At 65.6% G+C, this 20,472-nt stretch carries 21 protein-coding genes, 1 tRNA gene and 1 pseudogene; 11 read left to right on the forward strand and 12 right to left on the reverse strand.

Annotated features, from left to right (window positions below; genetic code table 11):
* Positions 1 to 139: 139 nt before the first annotated feature.
* The 5 genes and pseudogenes from RBR52_RS05360 to polA form a co-directional block, all read right to left on the reverse strand.
* Positions 140 to 397: pseudogene (locus RBR52_RS05360) on the reverse strand (aldo/keto reductase); the annotation flags it as partial.
* A gap of 91 nt (positions 398 to 488) precedes the next feature.
* Positions 489 to 788 (reverse strand): FeoC-like transcriptional regulator, encoded by a 300-nt coding sequence (locus tag RBR52_RS05365; RefSeq protein ID WP_320376167.1) that lies wholly within the window; start codon positions 786 to 788, stop codon positions 489 to 491.
* The gene (gene feoB / locus RBR52_RS05370; RefSeq protein ID WP_320376168.1) at positions 785 to 3,136 is read right to left on the reverse strand and encodes a Fe(2+) transporter permease subunit FeoB; all 2,352 of its coding nucleotides are present in this window, start codon (positions 3,134 to 3,136) and stop codon (positions 785 to 787) included. Before feoB ends, RBR52_RS05365 begins: the two co-directional genes overlap by 4 nt.
* Before the next feature lie 73 nt (positions 3,137 to 3,209).
* Positions 3,210 to 3,476: a FeoA family protein gene (locus RBR52_RS05375; protein ID WP_320376169.1), complete on the reverse strand. Its 267-nt coding sequence runs from the start codon at positions 3,474 to 3,476 to the stop codon at positions 3,210 to 3,212.
* A 200-nt stretch (positions 3,477 to 3,676) separates the two neighbouring features.
* Positions 3,677 to 6,445, reverse strand: a complete 2,769-nt coding sequence (gene polA / locus RBR52_RS05380; RefSeq protein ID WP_320376170.1) for a DNA polymerase I — start codon at positions 6,443 to 6,445, stop codon at positions 3,677 to 3,679.
* Positions 6,446 to 6,479: 34 nt separating this feature from the next.
* On the opposite strand from polA, the gene RBR52_RS05385 reads away from it, so the two are divergent.
* From RBR52_RS05385 to lpxO, 5 genes are all read left to right on the forward strand, one after another.
* Positions 6,480 to 6,833, forward strand: a complete 354-nt coding sequence (locus RBR52_RS05385; protein WP_320376171.1) for a hypothetical protein — start codon at positions 6,480 to 6,482, stop codon at positions 6,831 to 6,833.
* Positions 6,834 to 6,881: 48 nt separating this feature from the next.
* Positions 6,882 to 7,823, forward strand: a complete 942-nt coding sequence (locus RBR52_RS05390; protein WP_320376172.1) for a homoserine kinase — start codon at positions 6,882 to 6,884, stop codon at positions 7,821 to 7,823.
* Positions 7,824 to 7,886: 63 nt separating this feature from the next.
* Entirely contained in the window at positions 7,887 to 8,678 is a 792-nt protein-coding gene (locus tag RBR52_RS05395; protein ID WP_320376173.1) for a BPSS1780 family membrane protein, read from the forward strand.
* 292 nt (positions 8,679 to 8,970) lie between these two features.
* Positions 8,971 to 9,273, forward strand: a complete 303-nt coding sequence (locus RBR52_RS05400) for a hypothetical protein (RefSeq protein WP_320376174.1) — start codon at positions 8,971 to 8,973, stop codon at positions 9,271 to 9,273.
* A 149-nt stretch (positions 9,274 to 9,422) separates the two neighbouring features.
* A complete protein-coding gene (gene lpxO / locus RBR52_RS05405; RefSeq protein WP_320376175.1) occupies positions 9,423 to 10,322 on the forward strand; it encodes a lipid A hydroxylase LpxO in 900 nt (299 codons plus the stop codon).
* 68 nt (positions 10,323 to 10,390) lie between these two features.
* On the opposite strand, the gene RBR52_RS05410 is transcribed toward lpxO, so the two are convergent.
* A complete protein-coding gene (locus RBR52_RS05410) occupies positions 10,391 to 10,675 on the reverse strand; it encodes a HigA family addiction module antitoxin (protein WP_320376176.1) in 285 nt (94 codons plus the stop codon).
* Between the two features lie 51 nt (positions 10,676 to 10,726).
* Between RBR52_RS05410 and RBR52_RS05415 the strand changes: the two genes are divergently transcribed.
* Positions 10,727 to 10,981: a hypothetical protein gene (locus RBR52_RS05415; RefSeq protein ID WP_320376177.1), complete on the forward strand. Its 255-nt coding sequence runs from the start codon at positions 10,727 to 10,729 to the stop codon at positions 10,979 to 10,981.
* Positions 10,965 to 11,186, forward strand: a complete 222-nt coding sequence (locus RBR52_RS05420; protein ID WP_320376178.1) for a hypothetical protein — start codon at positions 10,965 to 10,967, stop codon at positions 11,184 to 11,186. The genes RBR52_RS05415 and RBR52_RS05420 overlap by 17 nt, the downstream gene beginning before the upstream one ends.
* Before the next feature lie 59 nt (positions 11,187 to 11,245).
* Here the strand turns inward: RBR52_RS05420 and RBR52_RS05425 are convergent.
* The 6 genes from RBR52_RS05425 to RBR52_RS05450 all read right to left on the reverse strand — a co-directional run bounded on the left by RBR52_RS05425 (position 11,246) and on the right by RBR52_RS05450 (position 16,236).
* Positions 11,246 to 11,333: transfer RNA gene (locus RBR52_RS05425), tRNA-Ser, on the reverse strand.
* Positions 11,334 to 11,560: 227 nt separating this feature from the next.
* Positions 11,561 to 12,829, reverse strand: coding sequence for a radical SAM family heme chaperone HemW (hemW, locus tag RBR52_RS05430; RefSeq protein ID WP_413818293.1), 1,269 nt, complete (start codon positions 12,827 to 12,829; stop codon positions 11,561 to 11,563).
* Positions 12,830 to 12,842: 13 nt separating this feature from the next.
* Positions 12,843 to 13,487 (reverse strand): RdgB/HAM1 family non-canonical purine NTP pyrophosphatase, encoded by a 645-nt coding sequence (rdgB, locus tag RBR52_RS05435; RefSeq protein WP_320376179.1) that lies wholly within the window; start codon positions 13,485 to 13,487, stop codon positions 12,843 to 12,845.
* Positions 13,488 to 13,489: 2 nt separating this feature from the next.
* On the reverse strand, positions 13,490 to 14,221 hold the full coding sequence (rph, locus tag RBR52_RS05440; protein ID WP_320376180.1) for a ribonuclease PH: 732 nt from the start codon (positions 14,219 to 14,221) through the stop codon (positions 13,490 to 13,492).
* A gap of 15 nt (positions 14,222 to 14,236) precedes the next feature.
* Positions 14,237 to 15,160, reverse strand: a complete 924-nt coding sequence (locus tag RBR52_RS05445; protein ID WP_320376181.1) for a PP2C family serine/threonine-protein phosphatase — start codon at positions 15,158 to 15,160, stop codon at positions 14,237 to 14,239.
* Positions 15,157 to 16,236 carry a serine/threonine-protein kinase gene (locus tag RBR52_RS05450; RefSeq protein WP_320376182.1) on the reverse strand — a complete coding sequence of 360 codons (1,080 nt, stop codon included), beginning with the start codon at positions 16,234 to 16,236 and terminating at the stop codon, positions 15,157 to 15,159. The genes RBR52_RS05445 and RBR52_RS05450 overlap by 4 nt, the downstream gene beginning before the upstream one ends.
* A gap of 83 nt (positions 16,237 to 16,319) precedes the next feature.
* Between RBR52_RS05450 and RBR52_RS05455 the strand changes: the two genes are divergently transcribed.
* The 4 genes from RBR52_RS05455 to RBR52_RS05470 are packed head-to-tail and all read left to right on the forward strand — an operon-like array spanning position 16,320 to position 20,457.
* A complete protein-coding gene (locus RBR52_RS05455) occupies positions 16,320 to 17,198 on the forward strand; it encodes a YicC/YloC family endoribonuclease (RefSeq protein WP_320376183.1) in 879 nt (292 codons plus the stop codon).
* Between the two features lie 13 nt (positions 17,199 to 17,211).
* Positions 17,212 to 17,838, forward strand: a complete 627-nt coding sequence (gmk, locus tag RBR52_RS05460; RefSeq protein WP_320376184.1) for a guanylate kinase — start codon at positions 17,212 to 17,214, stop codon at positions 17,836 to 17,838.
* Positions 17,839 to 17,855: 17 nt separating this feature from the next.
* Complete coding sequence (gene rpoZ, locus RBR52_RS05465; RefSeq protein WP_320376185.1) at positions 17,856 to 18,059, forward strand: DNA-directed RNA polymerase subunit omega; 204 nt, start codon at positions 17,856 to 17,858, stop codon at positions 18,057 to 18,059.
* A gap of 7 nt (positions 18,060 to 18,066) precedes the next feature.
* On the forward strand, positions 18,067 to 20,457 hold the full coding sequence (locus RBR52_RS05470; RefSeq protein WP_320376186.1) for a bifunctional (p)ppGpp synthetase/guanosine-3',5'-bis(diphosphate) 3'-pyrophosphohydrolase: 2,391 nt from the start codon (positions 18,067 to 18,069) through the stop codon (positions 20,455 to 20,457).
* The last annotated feature ends 15 nt before the right edge of the window (positions 20,458 to 20,472 follow it).

Genomic DNA, 20,472 nt, shown 5'->3' on the forward strand with positions numbered 1-20,472 from the left:
CTTCGGGCCGGGGGTCTGGGCGGCGCACTGCCACGTTGCAGTCCGCTTGTGGTGGAGACCACCACGGCGCGGCCTGCGCCTCGCATTGCCTCCGCCCAGACCCCCGGCGCGGGTGCAGAAATGGCGTGAACAGGCCCTAACCCCAGAAAAACTTGCTCGACACCACATAGTCGAGCCGGTGCCACTTGAGCTGGGCCAGCGCCTCGCCCATCAGCCGCTCGCTCTGGCCGTTGGCATAGACCTCGGCGTTATCGAAAAAGTTGACCCCCGCATCGCGCGCGGTGGCCATCATTTCGCGCACGCCGGAGGCATCGACCTGGTTGTGAAACGTCACCCAGGAGCCGAGCGAGAACAGACTGAGGTGCAGGCCGCTGCGGCCAAGACGGCGATAGATCATGGGGTGGTGCATGGTGTTCTTCTCCGTGAGGAAGCAAAAACGCCAGCTTAGGCCGCCCGGCAAAACCCTGTGCGTGCAAAACCACCGAAATTCAGGCAGTGCGCAGCATCAACACCGGGGTTTTCGACGTGGCTGCAGCGGCTGCCTGCGGGCCGCGCCACTGGTAGAGCGCCGCTGTTTTGCGGGCACCGCATAGTCCGCAACCGCCGCAGGAACCGCTGCTGCAGACACCGCCCTGCGCATCGATGCGCTCGATCAGGCCACGCTGCACCCAGTGCGCCAGCATGTCCTCGGCGATGGGCGTAGAAACCTGCACGCAGGCGGCAATCTCGGCGGCGCTGGCAAGCTGTCTGTCACGCAGGCAATCGCGCACGGCGAACAGCGGGTTCATACCAGACTCTCCAGCCCTTGAGTCGCCACGCGCCGCTCGGTGCGGTCGCCGTAGAGTCGCAGGCCCAGCACCAGCAGCGCAAAGGCCCCCACGCAGGCGCCCACCCAGAGCGCAGACGACTGGGGATGGTCTGCAAACGTCCCGATTTGATAGATCACCGTGGCCGCTGCCCAGGCCATGCCAATGCCGTAGAACACGGAAAACATCATCCAGCCCCAGCCCACCTCACGGCGCAGCGCCCCCATGGTGCTGGCACAGGGCACATACAGCAAGACGAACACCAGATAGGCGAAGGCCGACAGCGGGGTGAAGGCGGCGGCCAGCCCGGCCAGGGTTTCGTTGCTGGCGCCGGAGGCCTGCTCCGTGGCGTCGGTGGACTGCAGGTCGTGCAGGCCCAGCGGATCGAGGAAGCTGCTGAAAAACGCCACGGCGTTTTCGGGTATGGTCTTGGCGGCCTCCCACAGCCTGGCGCCCACTTCCGGATTGCGGTAAGCCGCCATCAAATCGCCCGCCTGCTGCCGCTGGTAGATGCCGTTGAGCGTACCGATGACGATTTCCTTGGCCGCCGCACCCGCCAGCAGACCCGACACCGCGGGCCAGTTCTCGCGCGTGATGCCCATCGGCTCGAACACCGGCGCGATGGCCTGGCTGCCCTGCGCCAGCAGGGAATGGTCGATGTCGGTGGCCTGCAGGCCTTTGGTCGTCCAGCCGATGCCGGGCAGCACGAACAGCACCAGCCCGATGACCACGATCACCTTGCCGACGCGGAAAATGAACACCTTCAGCCGCTGCCAGGCCTGCAGCACCACACTGCGCAGGCTGGGCAGGCGGTAGGGCGGCAGCTCCATGACAAAGGGCATGGGCTCGCCGCGCACCGCCGTCTTGCCCAGCATCCACGCGGTCAGCAGCGCCACCACGATGCCCAGCACATACAGCAGAAACACCACCTGCCCGCCCGTGCTGCGGAAAAACACCACGGCGAATGCCATGTAGATCGTCAGCCGCGCCGAGCACGACATGAAGGGCTGCATCAGCACCGTGAGCAGTCGGCCGCGCGGGTCTTCGATGATGCGCGAGCCCATGATGGCCGGCACATTGCAGCCAAAGCCGATGATCATGGGCACCAGCGCGTTGCCCGGCAGTCCGACGCGGCGCATGAAGCGATCCATCGCGTAGGCGGCGCGCGCCATATAGCCCGAGTCGTCGAGAAACGCGAGGAACAGAAAGGTCAGACCAATGGGCGGAATGAAGGAGATGACCAGGTTGAGCCCGCCGCCCACGCCGCCGGCGACCATCGACACCATCCAGTCGGGCAGCCCCGCCTGCAGCATGACATGCCCCACGCCGCCGATCAGCAGGGCGGAAGACGCCTGATCGAAAAAGTCGAGAAAGATATTGCCACCGCTGAAGCTCACCACGAACACCAGATAGAGCACCAGCAAAAAGACCGGTACGCCCAGCCACTCGTTGAGCACGATGCGGTCGAGCCGGTCGGTCACGCGGTGGCGCAGCCCCATCTTGCCTGTGCGCTGCAGGGCGATGCTTGCGAGCTGGTGTGCCCAGCCAAAGCGGGTGGCGGCGACGAGATCGGCCACCTCTTCTCCCGTCTGAGCGAGCACCTGCGCCTGCGCCGCCTCCACGCTTTGCTGCACCACGGGCGAGGGCGACACCACCAGCCCTTCGAGCAGCCGCAGCGCGTCGAAACGGCGGCGCGGCGATGCGGACGCGGCAAGCTGGGCGCCGACCTGCTCGATGGCCTGCTCGACTTCGGCCGGATAGTCAGGCATCGCGGCCTGCGGCGCTTGCAGTACGGCGGCCCGTATGGTGCCGAGCAATTCCTCGCGACCGCGGCCTTTGCGCGCCACCAGCGGCACCACGGGCACGCCCAGACGCTGCGAGAGCGCCTGCACCTGCGGCTCCAGCCCCAGTGCCTGCGCCTCGTCCACCATATTGAGCGCGATGATCAGCGGCTTGCCGGTTTCGAGCAGTTCGAAGGTCAGCGCCAGATGGCGTTCGAGATTGGAGGCATCGACGATGTCGACGATGAGATCCACCCGCTCATCGAGCAGGAAGTTGCGCGCCACGCCCTGATCGGCGCCGCCGCCGCCCAGCAGGCTGTAGACGCCCGGGAGGTCGACCACCGAAAACTTCCATCCCGCCGACTGCGCCGTGCCCCGGCGCTGCTCCACGGTGACGCCAGGCCAGTTGCCCACATGCTGATGCGCCCCGGTGAGCAGGTTGAAAACGGTGGTCTTGCCGCAGTTGGGGTTGCCCGCCAGCGCGATCACCGGCAGACCGCCATCGGCATCGGGAGCAACTGCGCAATCCGGATCGTGACAGGCGCTCATTGCTGTGCCATTCCTGCTCCGCTCGACTCCCCGAAGGAGTTGAACGCGCATTCGGATCGACCGTGCAGCGCGCTCATGCTGCCGGTTTCTGCTGCACCGCTAGCGGCGCGACGCGGATTTTGTCGGTCACGCCCCGCCCCAGCGCGATGCGCGCGCCGCCCACCTGCACCACCGTGCCCCGCGCACCCGGGCCGTGCACCACGCACAGCGGCACGCCGCGGCGAATGCCCAGCATGACCATGCGCTGGATCATGGCCCGTCCGCCGTCGAATTCGACAACCTGGCCGCAGTGACCATAAGGCAGTTGGGCAAGAGAAATCACTCCGGCGTCCTTGTTCATGATGTTTCCTGATTTTTTCTGATCGAGCGCAAATGCTAATGTTTATCATTATGGACATCATAGGCGTGCGGGGTGATGCAGATCAAGACTTTGCCCTGCGCTGAACCCGTCTTTTTTGTAACAAAGCGTCGGCCCGCGGTGAATCCGACGCCGTCGATCATCTGACTTCGTGCAGATGCGCATCGTCTGACCGAGGACGATCAATGCGCCAGCTCCCAGTTGGCGCCCATGCCCAGCTCGGCCAGCAGGGGCACGTCGAGTTGGGCCACACCCGCCATCAGTCGGGGGATGTGCTCGCGTACCCAATGCGTCTCGTCCTCGGGCACTTCGAGCACGAGTTCGTCGTGCACCTGCATCACCATGCGGCTGCGCAGATTTTCGCGCGCGAGCGCCGCATCGACGGCGACCATCGCCATTTTGATCAGGTCGGCCGCGGTGCCCTGCATCGGCGCGTTGATGGCGGCGCGCTCGGCCGCAGCGCGGCGCGGCCCGCTGGCGTGGATGTCGGTCAGCCACAGGCGGCGGCCGAACACGGTTTCGACATAGCCCTGCTGCGCCGCCAGCCTGCGGGTGCGGTCCATATAGGCGGCGACGCCGGGATAGCGGGCGAAGTAGCGGTCGATGTAGAGCTGTGCCGCACTGCGTTCCAGGCCGAGGTTGCGCGCCAGGCCGAAGGCGCTCATGCCGTAGATCAACCCGAAGTTGATGACCTTGGCCATGCGGCGCTGGTCGCTGCTGACGTCCTGCGGGCCGACGCCGAATATCTCCGCCGCGGTGGCGCGGTGAATGTCCTGCCCCGCGGCGAATGCGGCAAGCAGACCGGCGTCCTGCGAGAGGTGCGCCATGATGCGCAGCTCGATCTGCGAGTAGTCGCTCGATGCGATCAGCCAGCCCTTGGGCGCGATGAAGGCTTCGCGGATGCGCCGCCCCTCCGCGGTGCGCACCGGAATGTTCTGCAGATTCGGATCGTTGGAGGCCAGACGCCCGGTCACCGCCACGGCCTGCGCGTAGTTGGTGTGCACCCGGCCGGTGGCTGGGTTGATCATCTGCGGCAGCTTTTCGGTGTACGTGCTCTTGAGTTTGGACAGGCTGCGGTGGTCGAGGATGACACGCGGCAGCGGGTAGTCTTCGGCCAGCTTCTCCAGCACTTCCTCGTCGGTGGACGGGGCGCCGGAGGCGGTCTTTTTCTGCACCGGCAGTTGCAGCCGATCGAACAGGATTTCGCCGATCTGCTTGGGGCTGCCCAGGTTGAAGGCGCCCCCCGCCAGCTCGAACGCCTGCGCTTCCAGCGCCTGCATCTTGGCGCCGAGCTCACCGCTTTGCGAGCGCAGCAGATCGCCGTCCACCAAGACACCGGTGCGCTCCATGCGCTGCAGGATCTCGCTGACCTGCAACTCCAGCGCGTAGATGCGCGCCAGCCCTGCGTCTGCCTCGATGCGCGGCCAGAGCTTGCGATGCACCTGCAGGGTGAGGTCGGCATCCTCGCCGCTGTAGCGCGTGGCCACGTCGATGGCGACCTGATCGAAAGGGATGGCCTTGGCGCCCTTGCCGCAGACCTGCTCATAGCTCAGCGTGTCGTCGCGGCCGAGGTGGCGGCTGGCCAGGCTGTCGAGGCTGTGCGGCTTGTGCGCTTCCAGCACATAGCTTTGCAGCAGGGTGTCATGCGCGTAGCCGCGGATGTGCACGCCCGCGTTGGCGAACACATGGCGGTCGTACTTGGCGTTCTGCCCGAGCTTGGGTTTGTCGGCGCTCTCCAGCCAGGGGCGCAGGCGTTCGAGCGCCTCGGCCAGCGGCAACTGCTCGGGCGCGCCGGGGTAGGCGTGGGCCAGCGGCAGATAGGCGGCTTCGCCGGGCTTGACGCTGAGCGAAATGCCGATCAGCCGCGCGCGCATCGGATCGAGCGAGTCGGTTTCGGTGTCGATGGCGGTGAGTTCGGCGGTGTCGATGCGGGCCAGCCAGGCGTCGAAGCGATCCCAGTCGAACACGGTCTCGTAGGCGCCCAACATGCCCTTCCCGCCGGGTGGATCGTCATCCAGCAACGAGACTTGCCGGGCGCTCTCCTCGCTCACCGTCTGCGCCTTGATTTCCGCGCTGAAGCGGCGCATGCCATACCGGGTAAAAAAGGGCAACAGCGCCTGCACATCCTCCGGCGCCGGCCGCAGGTCACGGTCGAAAGACTGGGCGTAGCCGTCCAGATCGCAGTCGGTGTGGATGGTCACCAGCTTGCGCGCGGTGGGCAGCCAGTCGAGTGCGGCGCGAAGGTTCTTGCCTGCTGCGCCTCCCACCGCATCGGCCTGCGCGATCAGCGCATCGAGCGAGCCGTATTCGTTGATCCACTTGGCCGCCGTCTTGGGGCCGACCTTGTCCACGCCGGGCACGTTGTCCACGGCATCCCCGACCAGGGTGAGGTAGTCGACGATGCGCTCGGGCGCGACCCCGAATTTCGCCCGCACCCCCGCCTCGTCAAGCACCTCGTTGCTCATGGTATTGACCAGGGTGATGTGGTCGTTGACGAGCTGCGCCATGTCCTTGTCGCCCGTGGAGACCAGGGTGCGGATGCCCTGCGCATGCGCCCGCACCGCCAAAGTGCCGATCACGTCGTCGGCCTCCACCCCAGGCACCACCAGCAGCGGCCAGCCCATCAGCCGCACGGCCTCGAAGATCGGTTCGATCTGCGCCACCAGTTCCGGCGGCATGGGCGGGCGGTGGGCCTTGTACTGGTCGTACAGCGCGTTGCGGAAAGTCGGCCCCTTGGCGTCGAACACGCAGGCGGCGTAGCGATAGCCCTTGGCGACCGGATACTGCTCGCGCAGGCGGCGCAGCATGGCCACCATGCCATAGAGCGCCCCGGTGGGCTGGCCCTGTGGCCCGCGCAGGTCGGGCATGGCATGGAAGGCGCGGTAGAGGTAGCTGGAGCCATCCACCAGCAGCAGCGTGGGGGCGGAGTCGGATTGCGCGTCGGAATTCATGCGCGCATTATCGGGGCCGCCGTAAAATCGGCGCATGAACCTGCTCCGCCCCGCCCTTGCCATTTCTCTGCCCGCCCTTGGCCTGCTTGCGCTGCTCGCCAGCGTATATCCGGGGCAAAGCGCCCATGCGCAATCCAAACCTTCAGCGCCACTGGCGGACACCCAGCCCAAGCCCAAGTTCCCCGAACCCCTGGTGCGCGAAAACGTCACGCAGGATCGAGCCGTGCGCATTCAGGAACGACAAGTCCGCGGCGCCACCACCTCCATTCAGGTGCAACCTCTGCACGGCGGCGCGACCTATGACGTCGTGCCCCCCTCGATCTCGTCCAGCACCGACCCGGCCCATCTTGAAGGGCAGGCGCAGTGGAAAGTGTTCACATTCAAATAATCCGACAGGCTGACCGTTCAGTCGGTCTCTCCTTTCCCCATCTTTTTCATGGCCGTTTTCACACCGCTCGACGCAGCAGAGGTCGACTCATGGCTTGCCCGCTTCGACCTGGGCACACGCACCGACCTGCAAGGCATCGCCAGCGGGATCGAAAACACCAATTACTTTCTCACGACTACGAAGGGCCGCTTCGTCCTCACGCTGTTCGAACGCCTGAGCGCCAAGCAATTGCCGTTCTACCTTGGGCTGATGCACCACCTGGCCACGCAGGGCATTCCCGTGCCCGACCCCATGCCCGACCGGCAGGGACGCACGCTGCACACCCTCAAAGGCAAGCCCGCCGCGCTGGTCACGCGACTGCAAGGCCGCAGCCTGTTGCAGCCCGAGCCGGTGCACTGCGCCCAGGTGGGGCGCTGGCTGGCGCGCATGCACCTGGCTGCGCAAGACTATGCGGGCACACAGCCCAATCTGCGCGGACTCGCCTGGCAGAAGCGCACGATTGCCCAAATCCTGCCCTACCTCAGCGCCGATCAGCGCGCCCTCATCAGCGCCGAACTGGCGCACCAGACCGACGTCGCCGCCTCGCCCGCCTACGCCGCACTGCCCCGCAGCGCCGTGCACGCCGATCTGTTCCGCGACAACGTGCTGTTCGAAGGCGACATGCTCTGCGGCATCTTCGATTTTTACTTCGCCGGGGTCGACACCTGGCTGTTCGATCTGGCCGTGGCGCTCAACGACTGGTGCATCCATCCTGAATCCGGCGAGTTCGATGCGCCCCGCCGCGAGGCGCTGCTGGGCGCCTATCTCGCCGAACGCCCCATGAACGACGCCGAAGCGGCCCTGCTGCCCGATGCCCTGCGTGCTAGCGCGCTGCGCTTCTGGACTTCGCGTCTGGCCGACTACCACCTGCCCCGCGATGCCCATCTGCTCACCCCGCATGACCCCGCCCACTTCGAGCGCGTGCTGCGCCGGCGCATCGCCGCGAACTGAGCCGCGGCTGCCGATACCATGACGGCTCACCCGTCGCGCATCCCCGCCTTCAGCTTCCCATCCATGCAACTGCGAACCGTCCCTGCCCGAGAAGGCCTGCTCTGGGTGCAAAGCGGCTTCCGCCGCCTGGCGCTGCAACCCTGGGCTGCGCTGTTGATGATCGTGGTCTACATCGTCGTCACCGGCTTCGTCTCGGCGCTGCCCATCGTCGGTCTGGTGTTTCCGCTGTTCGTGGTGCAGTTCGGCACCATCGGTTTCATGCAGGCCAGCCGCCAGATCGCGCAGCAGCAACCGTTTTGGCCCAATGTGCTGCTCATCGGCTTTCGCAGCGGCACGCAGGCGCTGCGCGGCATGGTGATGCTCGGTGTGCTCTACACCCTGGCGGTGATCGTGGTGCTGGGCGTGGGCGCCCTGTTCGATGGCGGCGCCATGCTGCGCCTGCTGCTGCTCGGCGACAAACCGCCCACCAGCACGATAGCCGATGGCAGTCTGCGCCTGGGCGCGATGGCCGCGACGCTGGCGTATATCCCCGTCTCGCTCGCATTCTGGCTCGCCCCGCCCCTGGTGGTCTGGCATGCCATGCCGCCGGTCAAGGCGCTGTTTTTCAGCTTCGTGCTGTGCGTGCGCAATATCAAGGCGTTTGCGCTCTATGCCGTGCAATGGCTGCTGCTCTTTCTCAGCCTGCCCACGCTGATCGTGCTCGTCGCCAGCCTGCTCGGCGCCAGCGAAACCCTGGCCGCGACCCTCAGCATGCCCGTGATCATCGCCATCTTCCTCGCCTACATCCTGTCCTTCTACGCCAGCTATGAGTCGCTGGTCGGCGAGACCCAGGCCAGCGCCGCCCTGCAGCAGTAGCAGGCGGATTCGGCGTCGAGCATCCTCTCGCCCGGCTGCGCGCGCAAGGTGGATGCCATCGCCGCCGAGACGGCGCTCGATGGTCTCTACATCATCCGCACCTCGGTCGATGCCGCTCGCATGGAAGCGGCCGACTGCGTGCGCAACTACTACAAGGCGCTCTCCAACGTGGAGCGCGCATTCCGCAGCATGAAGACGATGGACCTGAAGGTGCGCCCGATCCACACCGCACCGCCGACCAGGTGCGTGCGCACATCCTGCTGTGCAGGCTCGCCTACTACGTCGAGTGCACATGCGCCCTGCCTGGCACGAGCTGATGTTTGCCGACGCCGATCAGTCGGCCAAGGCCACGCGCGACCCTGTGGCGCCGGCCAAGCGCTCGGATGCAGCGATGGTCAAGGCCGCCAGCCACCGGCTGGACGACGGCACCGCAGCGCACGGCTACTCCACCCTGATGGCCGAGCTCGCTGCCATCGTGCGCAACACCCGCCGCACGCCCAGCGCCCGAGCCGAGGAGCCCACGTTCGACATCCTCACCACGCCCAACGCCAAGCAGCGCCAGGCGCTCGAACTGATCGAGCAGATTCGGCCATAGACAGAAGCCGGAACCCAGAACTCACTGCAAGTGCCTGTCGCGCAAGGACAAATGCGCTTTGAGCTTGGAAGAACTTCGGCTTAATATGCGAAGGTTGCGTCCCGATATCGATGGATCGGGAGGGTACCTTCCAACTCCGGATTTCTGCCATGAAATGGGCCATCATTACCTTGTATGCCATTTCCATTCTGCACGTGCATTTCCGCGGCCGCGTGCGGCTGCCGTTCTTCCGACAGATTTTCGACCATTCCTCGGTCGTCGCGCCGATCAATGCCTTCATGCATCTGTTTTCGCGCGTGCCGACCACGCCCTTTCTCCCGGTCGCAGAATTTGGCGAGCTGCGGGTGCTGGAGCAGAACTGGGAGGTCATCCGCGAAGAAGCCATCCGCCTGACCGATCTGCAGAAGATCAAGGCGGCGGAGAACAACGACGACGCCGGCTTCAATTCCTTCTTCAAGAGCGGCTGGAAGCGCTTCTACCTGAAGTGGTACGACGCCAGCCACCCCTCGGCCGAGCGGCTGTGCCCGCGCACGGTGGCGCTGCTGCGCGACATTCCCAGCGTCAAGGCCGCCATGTTCGCCGAACTGCCGCCGGGAGGAAAGCTCAACCGGCACCGCGATCCCTTCGCCGGCTCGCTGCGCTATCACCTCGGCCTGGTCACGCCCAACAGCGACGACTGCTTCATCGAAGTCGACGGCCAGCGCTACAGCTGGCGCGACGGCCAGGGCGTGATCTTCGACGAAACCTACCTTCACTGGGCGCTGAACGCAAGCGACAGCAACCGCATCATCCTCTTTTGCGACCTCGAGCGTCCGATGCGCTACCGCTGGGCGCAAAAGTTCAACGAATGGCTCGGCCGCAGGGTGATGACCGCCGCCAGTTCGCCCAACGAAACCGGCGACCAGACGGGCAGCATCAGCAAGCTGTTCCGCTTCGTGTGGCTGATGGGGCAATACCGCAGGCGATTCAAGCGCTGGAACAAGACGCTGTACCAGATCACCAAGGGCGCGCTGATCGTTGGTGTGCTGCTGCTGATCTATTACCTATGAACCTATGAGCGCCCCAGGTCGGCTCGCCGCCCCGCCCTTGCAGCACTCAATCCCGGGAGGCGTTCGGGTCACGCCGCCAGCCGCTGCAGCCGGGGTCGGGTCTTGGCGCGTTGCTGCGCCTGCCACAGGTCGTGCTGGGTCTGCAGGCGCAGCCAATAGCCGGGCGAGGTGCCCAGGGCTTGGGAGAGCCGCACGTCCATATCGGCGGTGATCGCCGCATGGCCGTGCAGGATGCGCGAAAGCATGACGCGCGAAACGCCCAGATGGGCGGCAGCGGCCGTCACCGTGAGTTCGAGGTCTTGCAGCCAACCGGCGAGGAGTTCGCCGGGAGGGGCGGGATCGTGCAGGTCCATGGTCAGGCTCAGTGATAGTCGACGTAATCCACCAGCTCCACGCCATCCGTCGTGAAGCGAAACACCAACCGCCAGTTGGCCTGCACGGTCATGGCATGTTCGCCCTACAGCAAACAGCCGGGTCGGTGGCGGCCCCGGGCGATGCGCGGCGCGGCCCTGGCGCTATCGCCTGACAAAGAGGCCGCCCGCGCAATGGCAACCCGCCTGTTCCCCGCCATCGACCTGCTCCGCAAGGCAGACCACAACCGCGCCGAGGCCCTGCTGCTGGCGCATTACGGAGTGACCCGCCATGAAAACCGATGCTGAAATCGACACCCTGCCAGAAGCGCATGCAGAAATCGTGCGATATGTGGAGGCCGGCTACCGCATAACCTGCCACCCCGGCATTCTTCCAGCCTTGCCCATCCCTGCCGCCGTTCGCAGCATTCGCAAGCCACTACCCAGCGCCAGCAAGCCCGCCCGCTCTGTGGATAACCACCCTATCCGTGCACGCAGCCAAGACCGGAAGTAAGACTGGCGCAATTCTTAAAAGAAAACATCCCATGAAATCTTGGGATTAGGTCATTGCGATGGCGGAAGCGGTGAGATTCGAACTCACGAACGGTTGCCCGTTGCCGGTTTTCAAGACCGGTGCAATCGACCACTCTGCCACGCTTCCGGTTGCTTCTAACCTGACTCTGTCATGAAGCCAAAGGCGCGATTCTAGTGCAGTGTTTCACGCTATCTGGAACATAAAAAGGCGCCTTTGCCGCCAGGGCGGCGTTGCCAATCCGCGCGATACCTATGGGTATCGCTGTGGTTGGCGCCTTGCCCTGACGACAAATCCATCCTTTTTATTGGTTCCATCAAGCGTAAAACACTGCACTAGCCAGGCCCGAGATGCGCTCATTCAGGCAGGAACAATTCGAGCGCATTGTTCAGCATGTCGAAGCCGTGCGCAGTGGTCTGCAGGCGGGTGTTCGGATCGACCATCAGGCCCTGGCTCTGCGCGCGCTGCAGCGCGCCATGGATGGCCGATGGCGGCAGTCCGGTGCGCTCGGTGAACAGTTCAGGCGCCACCCCTTCGCGCAGGCGCAGGGCATTGAGCATGAATTCGAACGGCAGATCGCGTCTGGCCACCTCGACCTCGGTTTCCACGGCAAGACCCTGCGCCGCCTGATCCCTATAGCGCTGCGGATGGCGCCATCGCGTCTGGCGCACGATGCGGTGCGCAAAGGTGAGCTTGGAATGCGCTCCGGCGCCGATGCCGACATAGTCGCCGAACTGCCAGTAGTTGAGGTTGTGGCGACAGCGGTGTCCGGGCGCGGCGTAGGCGGATACCTCATAGCGTTGCAGCCCGGCGGATTCGGCCAGATCGGCCACGGCGTGCTGCATGTCGGCGGCAGTATCGTCGTCGGGCAGGGCTGGCGGCTGGCGGGCAAAGAGGGTGTTGGGTTCGAGGGTGAGTTGGTAGAGCGAGAGATGCGGCGGCTGATGCGCCAGCGCCTCGTGGACATCGGCCTTGCAGCCCGCCATGTCCTGCCCGGGCAGGGCGAACATCAGATCGAGGTTGAAGGTCGGGAAGTGACGCGCAGCCTCGGCCACGGCGTCGTGTGCCTGACGCGCATCGTGCACCCGGCCCAGCGCGCGCAGACGGTCATCATCGAAACTCTGCACGCCGATGGACAGGCGGTTGACTCCCGCCTGCGCGAATGCTGCGAAGCGGTCGCGCTCGAAAGTGCCGGGATTGGCCTCCAGGGTGATTTCGACGTCGGCAACCAGGGGCAGCCGGGCGCGCACGTCGGTGATCAATTGGTCGATGGCGTCGGGCGAGAACAGGCTGGGCGTGCCGCCGCCGATGAAGACGGACGTGACGCGCCGTCCCCAGACCAGCGGCAGCGTCGCGTCGAGATCGGCGCGAAGCGCCGCCAGATAGTCCTGTTCAGGGATCGCCCCAGCCGCGCGCCATTCATGCGAGTTGAAGTCGCAATAAGGGCATTTTTTCAGACACCACGGCAGGTGCACGTAAAGGCTGAGGAGGGGCAGCGACCGGAACTGCAAGGTGCCGGGCCGCATATAGTGCGGCAGCAATTGCGCCGCGCGCTGGGAGGCCGCATCGTTGGGCACAATGGACGCGGCCCCCTCGTCAACGATCGGAATGGGCTTTGGATTCACCAAGATCAGGGCGTCACGTCGAAGCGGGCATCCAGCCCCAATGCGTGCGCAGCAAGGGCAGCAGGGCCTGGAGCGCCTGGCCACGGTGACTGATGCGGTTTTTTTCCTCTGCGCCGCATTGCGCCAGGGTGCGGCCATCGGCCAGGACGAACAAGGGGTCGTAGCCGAAGCCGCCCTTCCCTTGTGCGACGTGCCCGATCTCGCCGATCAGTTCGCCGCGCGCGATCAAGGGTTCGGGATCGGCCGCATGGCGCAGCGCCACGACCACGCTGACAAACCGCGCCCGGCGCCGTGTCTGGCCTTGCATCTGCTGCAGCAGCAGGCGGTTGTTGGCGGCGTCCTGCCCGGCGCGCGGCCCCTCGATTTGCGGTGCGAAGCGGGCCGAGCGCACGCCGGGCAGCCCCCCGAGCGCGTCCACGCAGAGACCCGAATCGTCCGCCAGCGCGGGCAGGCCCGTGTGGAAGCTGGCATGGCGCGCCTTGGCCAGCGCATTCTCGACGAAGGTGGGATGCGGCTCTTCGGCCTCGGCGAGTTGAAATTCGCCCTGGGCCTGCACATGGCAGCCCAGCGGCGCCAGCAAGGCCGTGAGCTCGGCGAGCTTGCCGGGATTGCCCGAAGCGAGCACGATCTGCCAGCTACCGGGGGTCGATGCGTCCACCTTCAGACCCCCAGCGCACGCCGTTGCAGCGCCACGAGTTCGGCGATGCCGCGCTGCGCCAGATCGATCAGGCCGTCGAGCTGCTGCCGCGAAAACGGCGCACCCTCGGCCGTGCCCTGCACCTCGATCAGAGCCCCGTCGGCCGTGCCCACTACGTTCATGTCGGTATCGCACTGGCTGTCTTCGGCGTAGTCGAGATCGAGGCGGTGCTCACCCCCGACTATCCCCACCGAGACGGCGGCGACCAACTGGCGCATCGGGTTTTGTTCGATGCGACCCTGCGCCAGCAACCACTGACAGGCATCCCAGGCGGCCACGGCGGCGCCGGTGATGGCGGCGGTACGCGTGCCGCCGTCGGCCTGCAGCACGTCGCAATCCAGCGTGATCTGCCGTTCGCCCAAGGCGGAAAAATCGAACACGGCGCGCAGCGATCGGCCGATGAGGCGCTGAATCTCCTCGGTTCGGCCCTGCTGCTTGCCGCGCTTGGCTTCGCGCTCGCCGCGCGTATGCGTCGCCCGCGGCAACATGCCGTATTCCGCCGTCACCCAGCCTTGCCCGCTTCCCCGCCTGTGCGGCGGCACGCGCTCTTCGACCGAGGCGGTGCAGAGCACGCGGGTATGTCCGAAGGCCACCAGCACCGCGCCTTCGGCGTGACGGGTGTAATGGCGTTCGATGCTGACGGGGCGCAGCGCCGAGCACCCGCGATCTTCTCGCGCAGGAGGGGTGTTTTGCATGGGAGTGTGAGGAAGTTATTTGCGCGCCGCGCCCTGACGGATGGCGGCGTTGATTTCAGCGATCGAGCGCTCGATCTCGGCGTCGTTCATCTCTTCGACCTGCAGATCGGCCAGATCGCTCTGGATGGTGGATTTGAACCCGCCCTGCTGCATGGACTCGGTTTCGATGCGCAGCGAGGTTTCGAGTTCTTCCGGATCGGCCTCCCATTCGACGCCCAGCGCGGTGACGTTGTCCGAGTCGGCGCCTCCCTGCCGCAGCGCCATCTCCACCACTTCGGGTACCGCGTCGGAGAGCACCTGTTGCCCGAACTGCCGCACCAGAACCGACTCGGGTATCTGCCCCCAGAGCCCATCGGAGCACAGCAGCACGATGTCGCCGCGCCGCATGGCCTGCGGCAGGCCGACCTCGATCATCGGCAACTGCCCCGATCCCAGGCAGGTGAACAGCATGTTTCGCGTCGGGCCGTCGGGCTGCAGCAGCGCGAGGCCGCCGGCCTGATCCTTTCTGTGCTGCTGCTCGACATGCGAGTGATCGCGGGTGCGCGTCAGCATGGCGCCATTGCGCAGGAAATACAGACGCGAGTCCCCCACATGCGCCCAGTGCGCGGCGCCATTCTGCAGCACGCAGACCACCACGGTGGTGCGCGGCGAATCGGCCAACCTGTTCTCCTGGGTGTAGCGCTGGATCTGCTCATGCGCCCGGAAGATCGAGCGGCGCAGGAATTCCTGCGGGTCGCGCAGACGCGGTCTGGCCTCCTGCTGAAACAGGTTGGCAATGGTTTGCAATGCGAGTTGCGCCGCGACATCGCCGCGCGGGTGGCCGCCCAATCCATCGGCCAGGGCAAACAGCGCGCTTTCGCGCGTGTAGCAATAGCCCATGCGGTCCTGGTTGCTCGCACGGCCGCAGCGACGGCTGACCTGATACACCGAGAACTTCAATTGCGTCCCCTGGCCGCCGGCTTGCCCTGATCGGGCGCCGGGCTCTGCACCGCCTGAACCGGTGCGCCGAAGCGGGTGACATCGCGCACCTTCTGCACATGCGACTTGGTATCGTTCACCAACTCGTCGATGTGCAGCCGCAGCTTCTCGCCCATGGTCAGATTGGTGTAGCGGCGCGCGTTCTCCGCGCCCAGTTCGCGCTGCAGGTTGAACACGCTCTGAGGCCGGGCCATCGAATCCAGCGCCATGCACCACTCGACGATCTCGATCAGATTGTCCGAATACACCCCGCGCAGCTTGGCGAGCTGGGCCTGCAGCCGGTCTTTTTCCAGCCGCTGCGGCGCTTCGTAGGGGGGGTAGCCGGTCATGCAGGCGTAGATGCAGGCGCCTACCGCGTAGATGTCGGTCCACGGGCCGAAAGCGCCTTCGCGCTTGTACATCTCCGGCGCGGCGAAACCCGGCGTATACATCGGTCGAAAGCGCTTGTCCTGTTGATTGAGCACTTCGCGCGCGGCGCCGAAATCGATCAGGATGGGCTTGTTGTCGTCGGTGATGAACACGTTCGCCGGCTTGATGTCGAGGTGCAGCATCTTGTGCTGATGCACCACGCGCAAGCCTTGCAGGATGTCGTCGAACAGCGAGCGGATGGTCGATTCACGAAAAATCTTCTTCCGCTTGAGCTCGCGCGCGGTGATGACGAATTCCTGGAGCGACGCGCCCTCCAGATAATTCATCACCATGTACACCGTGTCGTTCTCGCGAAAGAAGTTGAGCACGCTGACGACGCTGGGGTGCGAGATCTGCGCCAGCGAGCGGCCCTCCTCGAAAAAGCTCTTCAGGCCCAGACGGTAGAGCGCCAGCTTGTCGGGCGGCACCACCGGACTCGACTCCCCGGGGCCGCGCTCCACCAGCGAGGCCGGCAGATACTCCTTCAACGCCACCTTCTGCCCGTCCGGGCTCAGCGCCAGGTACACCACGCCGAAACCGCCGCTGGCCACCTTGCGCACGATGCGGTAGCCGCCCACCTGCGTGTCGGGAGCGAGCGGAGCGGGCTTGGATTTGGACGAGGTGGCCATGAAAGCGAAGGCTAGCAGTCTGCGCGCAAGACGAGTGTGGAAAAATACACGCAAAGGGGATGCGATTGAAACCAATTTATAGCATGACCGGCTACGGTCAAAACAGCGCGCAACTGTCGACCGGCGCCAAGATCCATATCGAGTTGCGCTCGGTCAACAGCCGCTTTCTCGACATCGCCTTTCGGCTTCCCGAAGAATTGCGCGGCACGGAAGCCGCCCTGCGGCAAGCCATCACGAAGACACTGCGCCGTGGCAAGATCGACTGCCGCGCGGTTTTCGAGGCTCCGCAGGGCGCGCCCGCCTTGCCCGACGCCGGCGCCGCCGCGCCGCTGCTGGCCTTCGATGCCGCCCTGCGCGCCCTGGCCCCGCACCTCATCCCGCTGTCCGTGGGCGATGTGCTGCGCTTCATCGGCAGCGCGCAGGAAGAACATGCCGACGCCGCCGAAATCGCCCAGGTCGCCGCTCAGTCGATCGATGAGGCGCTGGCCGCGCTGGTCGCGGCGCGCGCCCTCGAAGGCGAGCGCCTGCGCGCCCTGCTGCTCGGTCGCGTCGAACAGATCGCGCAGCATGCGGCCCGGGCGCGCGAAATCGTGCCGCAGGCGGTGGAGCGGCAACAGGCCCGATTCACCGCGCGCTGGGAGGAAGCGCTGGCCGCGCTGACCGGCGTGGAGACCAGCGCCGAAACCCTCAACGATCGCCGCCTGCAGGAAGCCGCCAGTTTTGCGTTGCGCATCGACGTAGCCGAAGAACTCGACCGCCTCGAAGCCCATCTGCAAACCCTGCGGGAGCTGCTCGCGCAGGGTGGAGAACTGGGCAAGCGGCTGGATTTCCTCATCCAGGAACTGCACCGGGAAGCCAACACGCTGGGCTCCAAATCCGCCGCGCTCGAACTCAGCGAAATCGCGCTCGAACTCAAGGTGCTGATCGAGCAGATGCGCGAACAGGTGCAGAACATCGAATGAATCAGGACTGAACGTGTCCAGCCACTTTCCCGGAAACCTTTTCGTCGTCGCCGCCCCGAGCGGAGCGGGCAAGTCCAGCCTGGTCAATGCCTTGCTGGCCGAGGACCAGCGCATCGAGCTTTCGGTCTCGTGCACCACGCGCGCGCCGCGCGGGGCCGAAATCGACGGCGTGCACTATGTCTTCATCGATGAGGCCGAATTTCAGCGCCGCATCGACGCGGGCGAGTTTCTCGAATGGGCGCAAGTGCATGGCCACCGCTACGGCACCTCCAGGCGCTGGCTGGAAAGCCGCATGGCCGACGGCATGGACGTGCTGCTCGAAATCGACTGGCAGGGCGCCGCTCAGGTGCGTGCGCAATTCGACAACGCGGTGAGCATTTTCATCCTGCCCCCCTCGTTCGAGGAACTGCGCAGACGGCTCACGCACCGCGCCGAAGACGCGCCCGAAGTCATCGAGCAACGCCTGCGTGAAGCCCGCGTCGAACTGGCGCAGGCGAAGAACTTCGACTTTATAATTGTGAATCAAGACTTTAGACGCGCCCTGCACGATCTTCAGCAAGTCGTGGGCGCGCAGCGGCTGCGCTACGCCGCGCAACGCCTTTCCCACCCCGAGGTCTTTCGCGCCCTCGGCATTCTCTGAACTGGAACTCTGACATCATGGCCCGCATCACCGTTGAAGACTGCCTGGAAAAAATCCCCAACCGCTTCCAGCTCGTGCTGGTCGCGACCTATCGCGCGCGCATGCTGGAGCAGGGTCATTCGCCCAAGCTCGAAACCAAGGACAAGCCCGCCGTCACCGCCCTGCGCGAAATCGCCGCTGGCCTGATCGGACTCGAAATGCTGAAAAAAGTACCCACCTGACTTCGACATGCCCACCAGCCCAGCCGCCAAGCCCAGCCCGAAACCCTCGGCTGTGAGACTGGCTGCGCCCGCGGCGGGCAAGGCGGCAGCGCTCCATCGGCCACGCGCGCGCGCCAGCAAAGCCGCGTCCGAGCCTGAACCTGCGATGGAGTTGGAGTCGGCAGCGTTCACCGACGTCAGGCAAGCCAAGGGGGAATCGGCGGCGCGGCAGGTGCCGGTGAGTCTGGCCAGTCTGCTGGGCAAGCTGCAGGCCTATCTGCCCGAAGCCGATCTGCAGAAAGTCCGCGAAGCCTACCGCTTCGCCGATGCGGCGCATCTCGGACAGTACCGCGCCAGCGGCGAGCCCTACATCTCCCACCCCGTGGCGGTGGCCGAGCTTTGCGCCGACTGGAAGCTCGACACCCAGGCCATCATGGCCGCGCTGCTGCACGACACGGCCGAAGACAAGGGCATCACCCAGGCCGAGCTGATCGAGCATTTCGGCAGCACCGTGGCCGATCTGGTCGACGGCCTGACCAAGCTCGACAAGCTGCAGTTCGCAAGCCGCGAGGAAAACCAGTCGGAGAGCTTTCGCAAAATGCTGCTGGCGATGGCGCGCGACATCCGCGTCATCCTGGTCAAGCTCGCCGACCGTCTGCACAATATGCGCACTCTGGGCGCGATGGCGCCGGGCAAGCGCCTGCGCATTTCGCGCGAGACAATGGATATTTACGCCCCCATCGCGCATCGGCTCGGGCTCAACCTCGTCTACCGCGAACTGCAGGATCTCGGCTTTGCCAACAGCTATCCCAACCGCTACGCCGTGCTGTCGCGCGCTGTGCTGGCCGCGCGCGGCAACCGGCATGGGTTGGTGGAAAAAATCATGGCGGCGGCGCAGGCCGCCCTGAACGAGGCGCAAGTGCCCTCGCAGTTGTCCGGCCGCGAGAAAACGCTGTATTCCATTTACCGCAAGATGCGCAGCAAGCATCTGAGCTTCGCGCATATCCAAGACATTTTCGGCTTTCGCGTCATCGTGGGCGACGTGCTCGACTGCTACCGGGCCTTGGGCGTGCTGCATGGCCTGTACAAGCCCATGCCAGGCAAGTTCGAGGACTACATCGCCATCCCCAAGGCCAATGGCTATCAGTCGCTGCACACCACGCTGATCGGGCCCAACGGCAATCCCATCGAGTTCCAGATCCGCACCGAGGCCATGCACCGCATCGCCGAGAGCGGCGTGGCCGCGCACTGGCTCTACAAGACGCCGGAAGACAGACCCTCTCCCCAGCAGGCGCAGAACAACGCCTGGCTGCAGTCGCTGCTGGACATCCAGACCGAGAACCGCGACTGGGCCGATTTTCTCGAAACGGTCAAGGTCGATCTGGCGCCCGATGCGGTGTATGTGTTCACGCCCAAATCGCGCATCCTGGCGCTGCCGCGCGGGGCGACTCCGGTGGATTTCGCCTATGCCATCCATACCGATCTGGGCGACCAGACGGTGGCGGCCAAGGTGAACAACGCGCTGGTGCCGCTGCGCACCGAGTTGCGCAGCGGCGATGTGGTGGAAATCATCACCGCCCCGGCTTCGCGCCCCAATCCGAGCTGGCTGAGTTTCGTGCGCACCGGAAGGGCGCGCTCCAAGATCCGCCACGCCCTGCGCACCACGCAGCAGGCCGAGTCCATCGAACTGGGACGCCGTCTGCTGCAAGGCGCGCTGCGCCACGAGCATCTCGATCTGGCCGCGCTCGACGACGCCATATGGGACAAACTGCTGCGCTGGACCGGATTCAAGGCACGCGACGATCTGTACGCCGACATCGGCCTGGGCAAGCGCGTGGCCGACATCCTGGCCAAGCGCGTGGTGGCGCTCATCTCCCCGCAGGACGCGCTGTCCGCCCCCTTGCTCGACACCATCGAACGCCTGGAAAACCGCGCCCGCAGCGACGACCGGTCCACGCTGCAACTCGACGGCAGCGAGGGCATCTCGGTGCGCTACGCCACCTGCTGCCGCCCCATTCCGGGCGATGCCATCATCGGCTATCTGGGCAAGGGCGAAGGCCTGATCGTGCACCAGCAAGACTGCCCGGAAGCGCGGCGGCTGTTCCAGAAAGACCCGGATCGCTGGATCGACCTGAGCTGGGCGGCCGAATGCACCCGGCCCTTCGAAACCGGCCTGAGCGTCATTGTGCAGAACACCAAGGGCGTGCTCGCCCGCGTGGCCGCCGCGATCAGCGAACGCGACAGCGACATCGCCTTCGTCAGCATGGACGAAGACACGCTGCAAGCCACGACCGAACTGCGCTTCGTCGTGCGGGTGCGCGACCGCAAGCATCTGGCCGACGTGCTGCGCGCCCTGCGCCGCCTGCAGTTCGTGGTGCGTGCCAGCCGGGCGAAAAACCACGCCGCGGGTCAGGGCTGAGAGGGTGTGAACCTG

The sequence above is a fragment of the Thiomonas sp. genome, from assembly GCF_034007205.1.
GTDB lineage: Bacteria > Pseudomonadota > Gammaproteobacteria > Burkholderiales > Burkholderiaceae_C > Thiomonas.

Bases quoted from the DNA above. Each gene is read 5' to 3' on its own strand.
- RBR52_RS05455 (WP_320376183.1), top strand. From the start codon at position 16,320: ATGACCGGCTACGGTCAAAACAGCGCGCAACTGTCGACCGGCGCCAAG.
- RBR52_RS05375 (WP_320376169.1), bottom strand. From the start codon at position 3,476: ATGAACAAGGACGCCGGAGTGATTTCTCTTGCCCAACTGCCTTATGGT.
- RBR52_RS05400 (WP_320376174.1), top strand. From the start codon at position 8,971: ATGCGCCCTGCCTGGCACGAGCTGATGTTTGCCGACGCCGATCAGTCG.
- RBR52_RS05420 (WP_320376178.1), top strand. From the start codon at position 10,965: ATGAAAACCGATGCTGAAATCGACACCCTGCCAGAAGCGCATGCAGAA.
- RBR52_RS05390 (WP_320376172.1), top strand. From the start codon at position 6,882: ATGGCCGTTTTCACACCGCTCGACGCAGCAGAGGTCGACTCATGGCTT.
- rph (WP_320376180.1), bottom strand. From the start codon at position 14,221: ATGCAAAACACCCCTCCTGCGCGAGAAGATCGCGGGTGCTCGGCGCTG.
- RBR52_RS05385 (WP_320376171.1), top strand. From the start codon at position 6,480: ATGAACCTGCTCCGCCCCGCCCTTGCCATTTCTCTGCCCGCCCTTGGC.
- lpxO (WP_320376175.1), top strand. From the start codon at position 9,423: ATGAAATGGGCCATCATTACCTTGTATGCCATTTCCATTCTGCACGTG.
- rpoZ (WP_320376185.1), top strand. From the start codon at position 17,856: ATGGCCCGCATCACCGTTGAAGACTGCCTGGAAAAAATCCCCAACCGC.
- polA (WP_320376170.1), bottom strand. From the start codon at position 6,445: ATGAATTCCGACGCGCAATCCGACTCCGCCCCCACGCTGCTGCTGGTG.
- RBR52_RS05470 (WP_320376186.1), top strand. From the start codon at position 18,067: ATGCCCACCAGCCCAGCCGCCAAGCCCAGCCCGAAACCCTCGGCTGTG.
- RBR52_RS05365 (WP_320376167.1), bottom strand. From the start codon at position 788: ATGAACCCGCTGTTCGCCGTGCGCGATTGCCTGCGTGACAGACAGCTT.
- RBR52_RS05395 (WP_320376173.1), top strand. From the start codon at position 7,887: ATGCAACTGCGAACCGTCCCTGCCCGAGAAGGCCTGCTCTGGGTGCAA.
- RBR52_RS05410 (WP_320376176.1), bottom strand. From the start codon at position 10,675: ATGGACCTGCACGATCCCGCCCCTCCCGGCGAACTCCTCGCCGGTTGG.
- feoB (WP_320376168.1), bottom strand. From the start codon at position 3,136: ATGAGCGCCTGTCACGATCCGGATTGCGCAGTTGCTCCCGATGCCGAT.
- RBR52_RS05450 (WP_320376182.1), bottom strand. From the start codon at position 16,236: ATGGCCACCTCGTCCAAATCCAAGCCCGCTCCGCTCGCTCCCGACACG.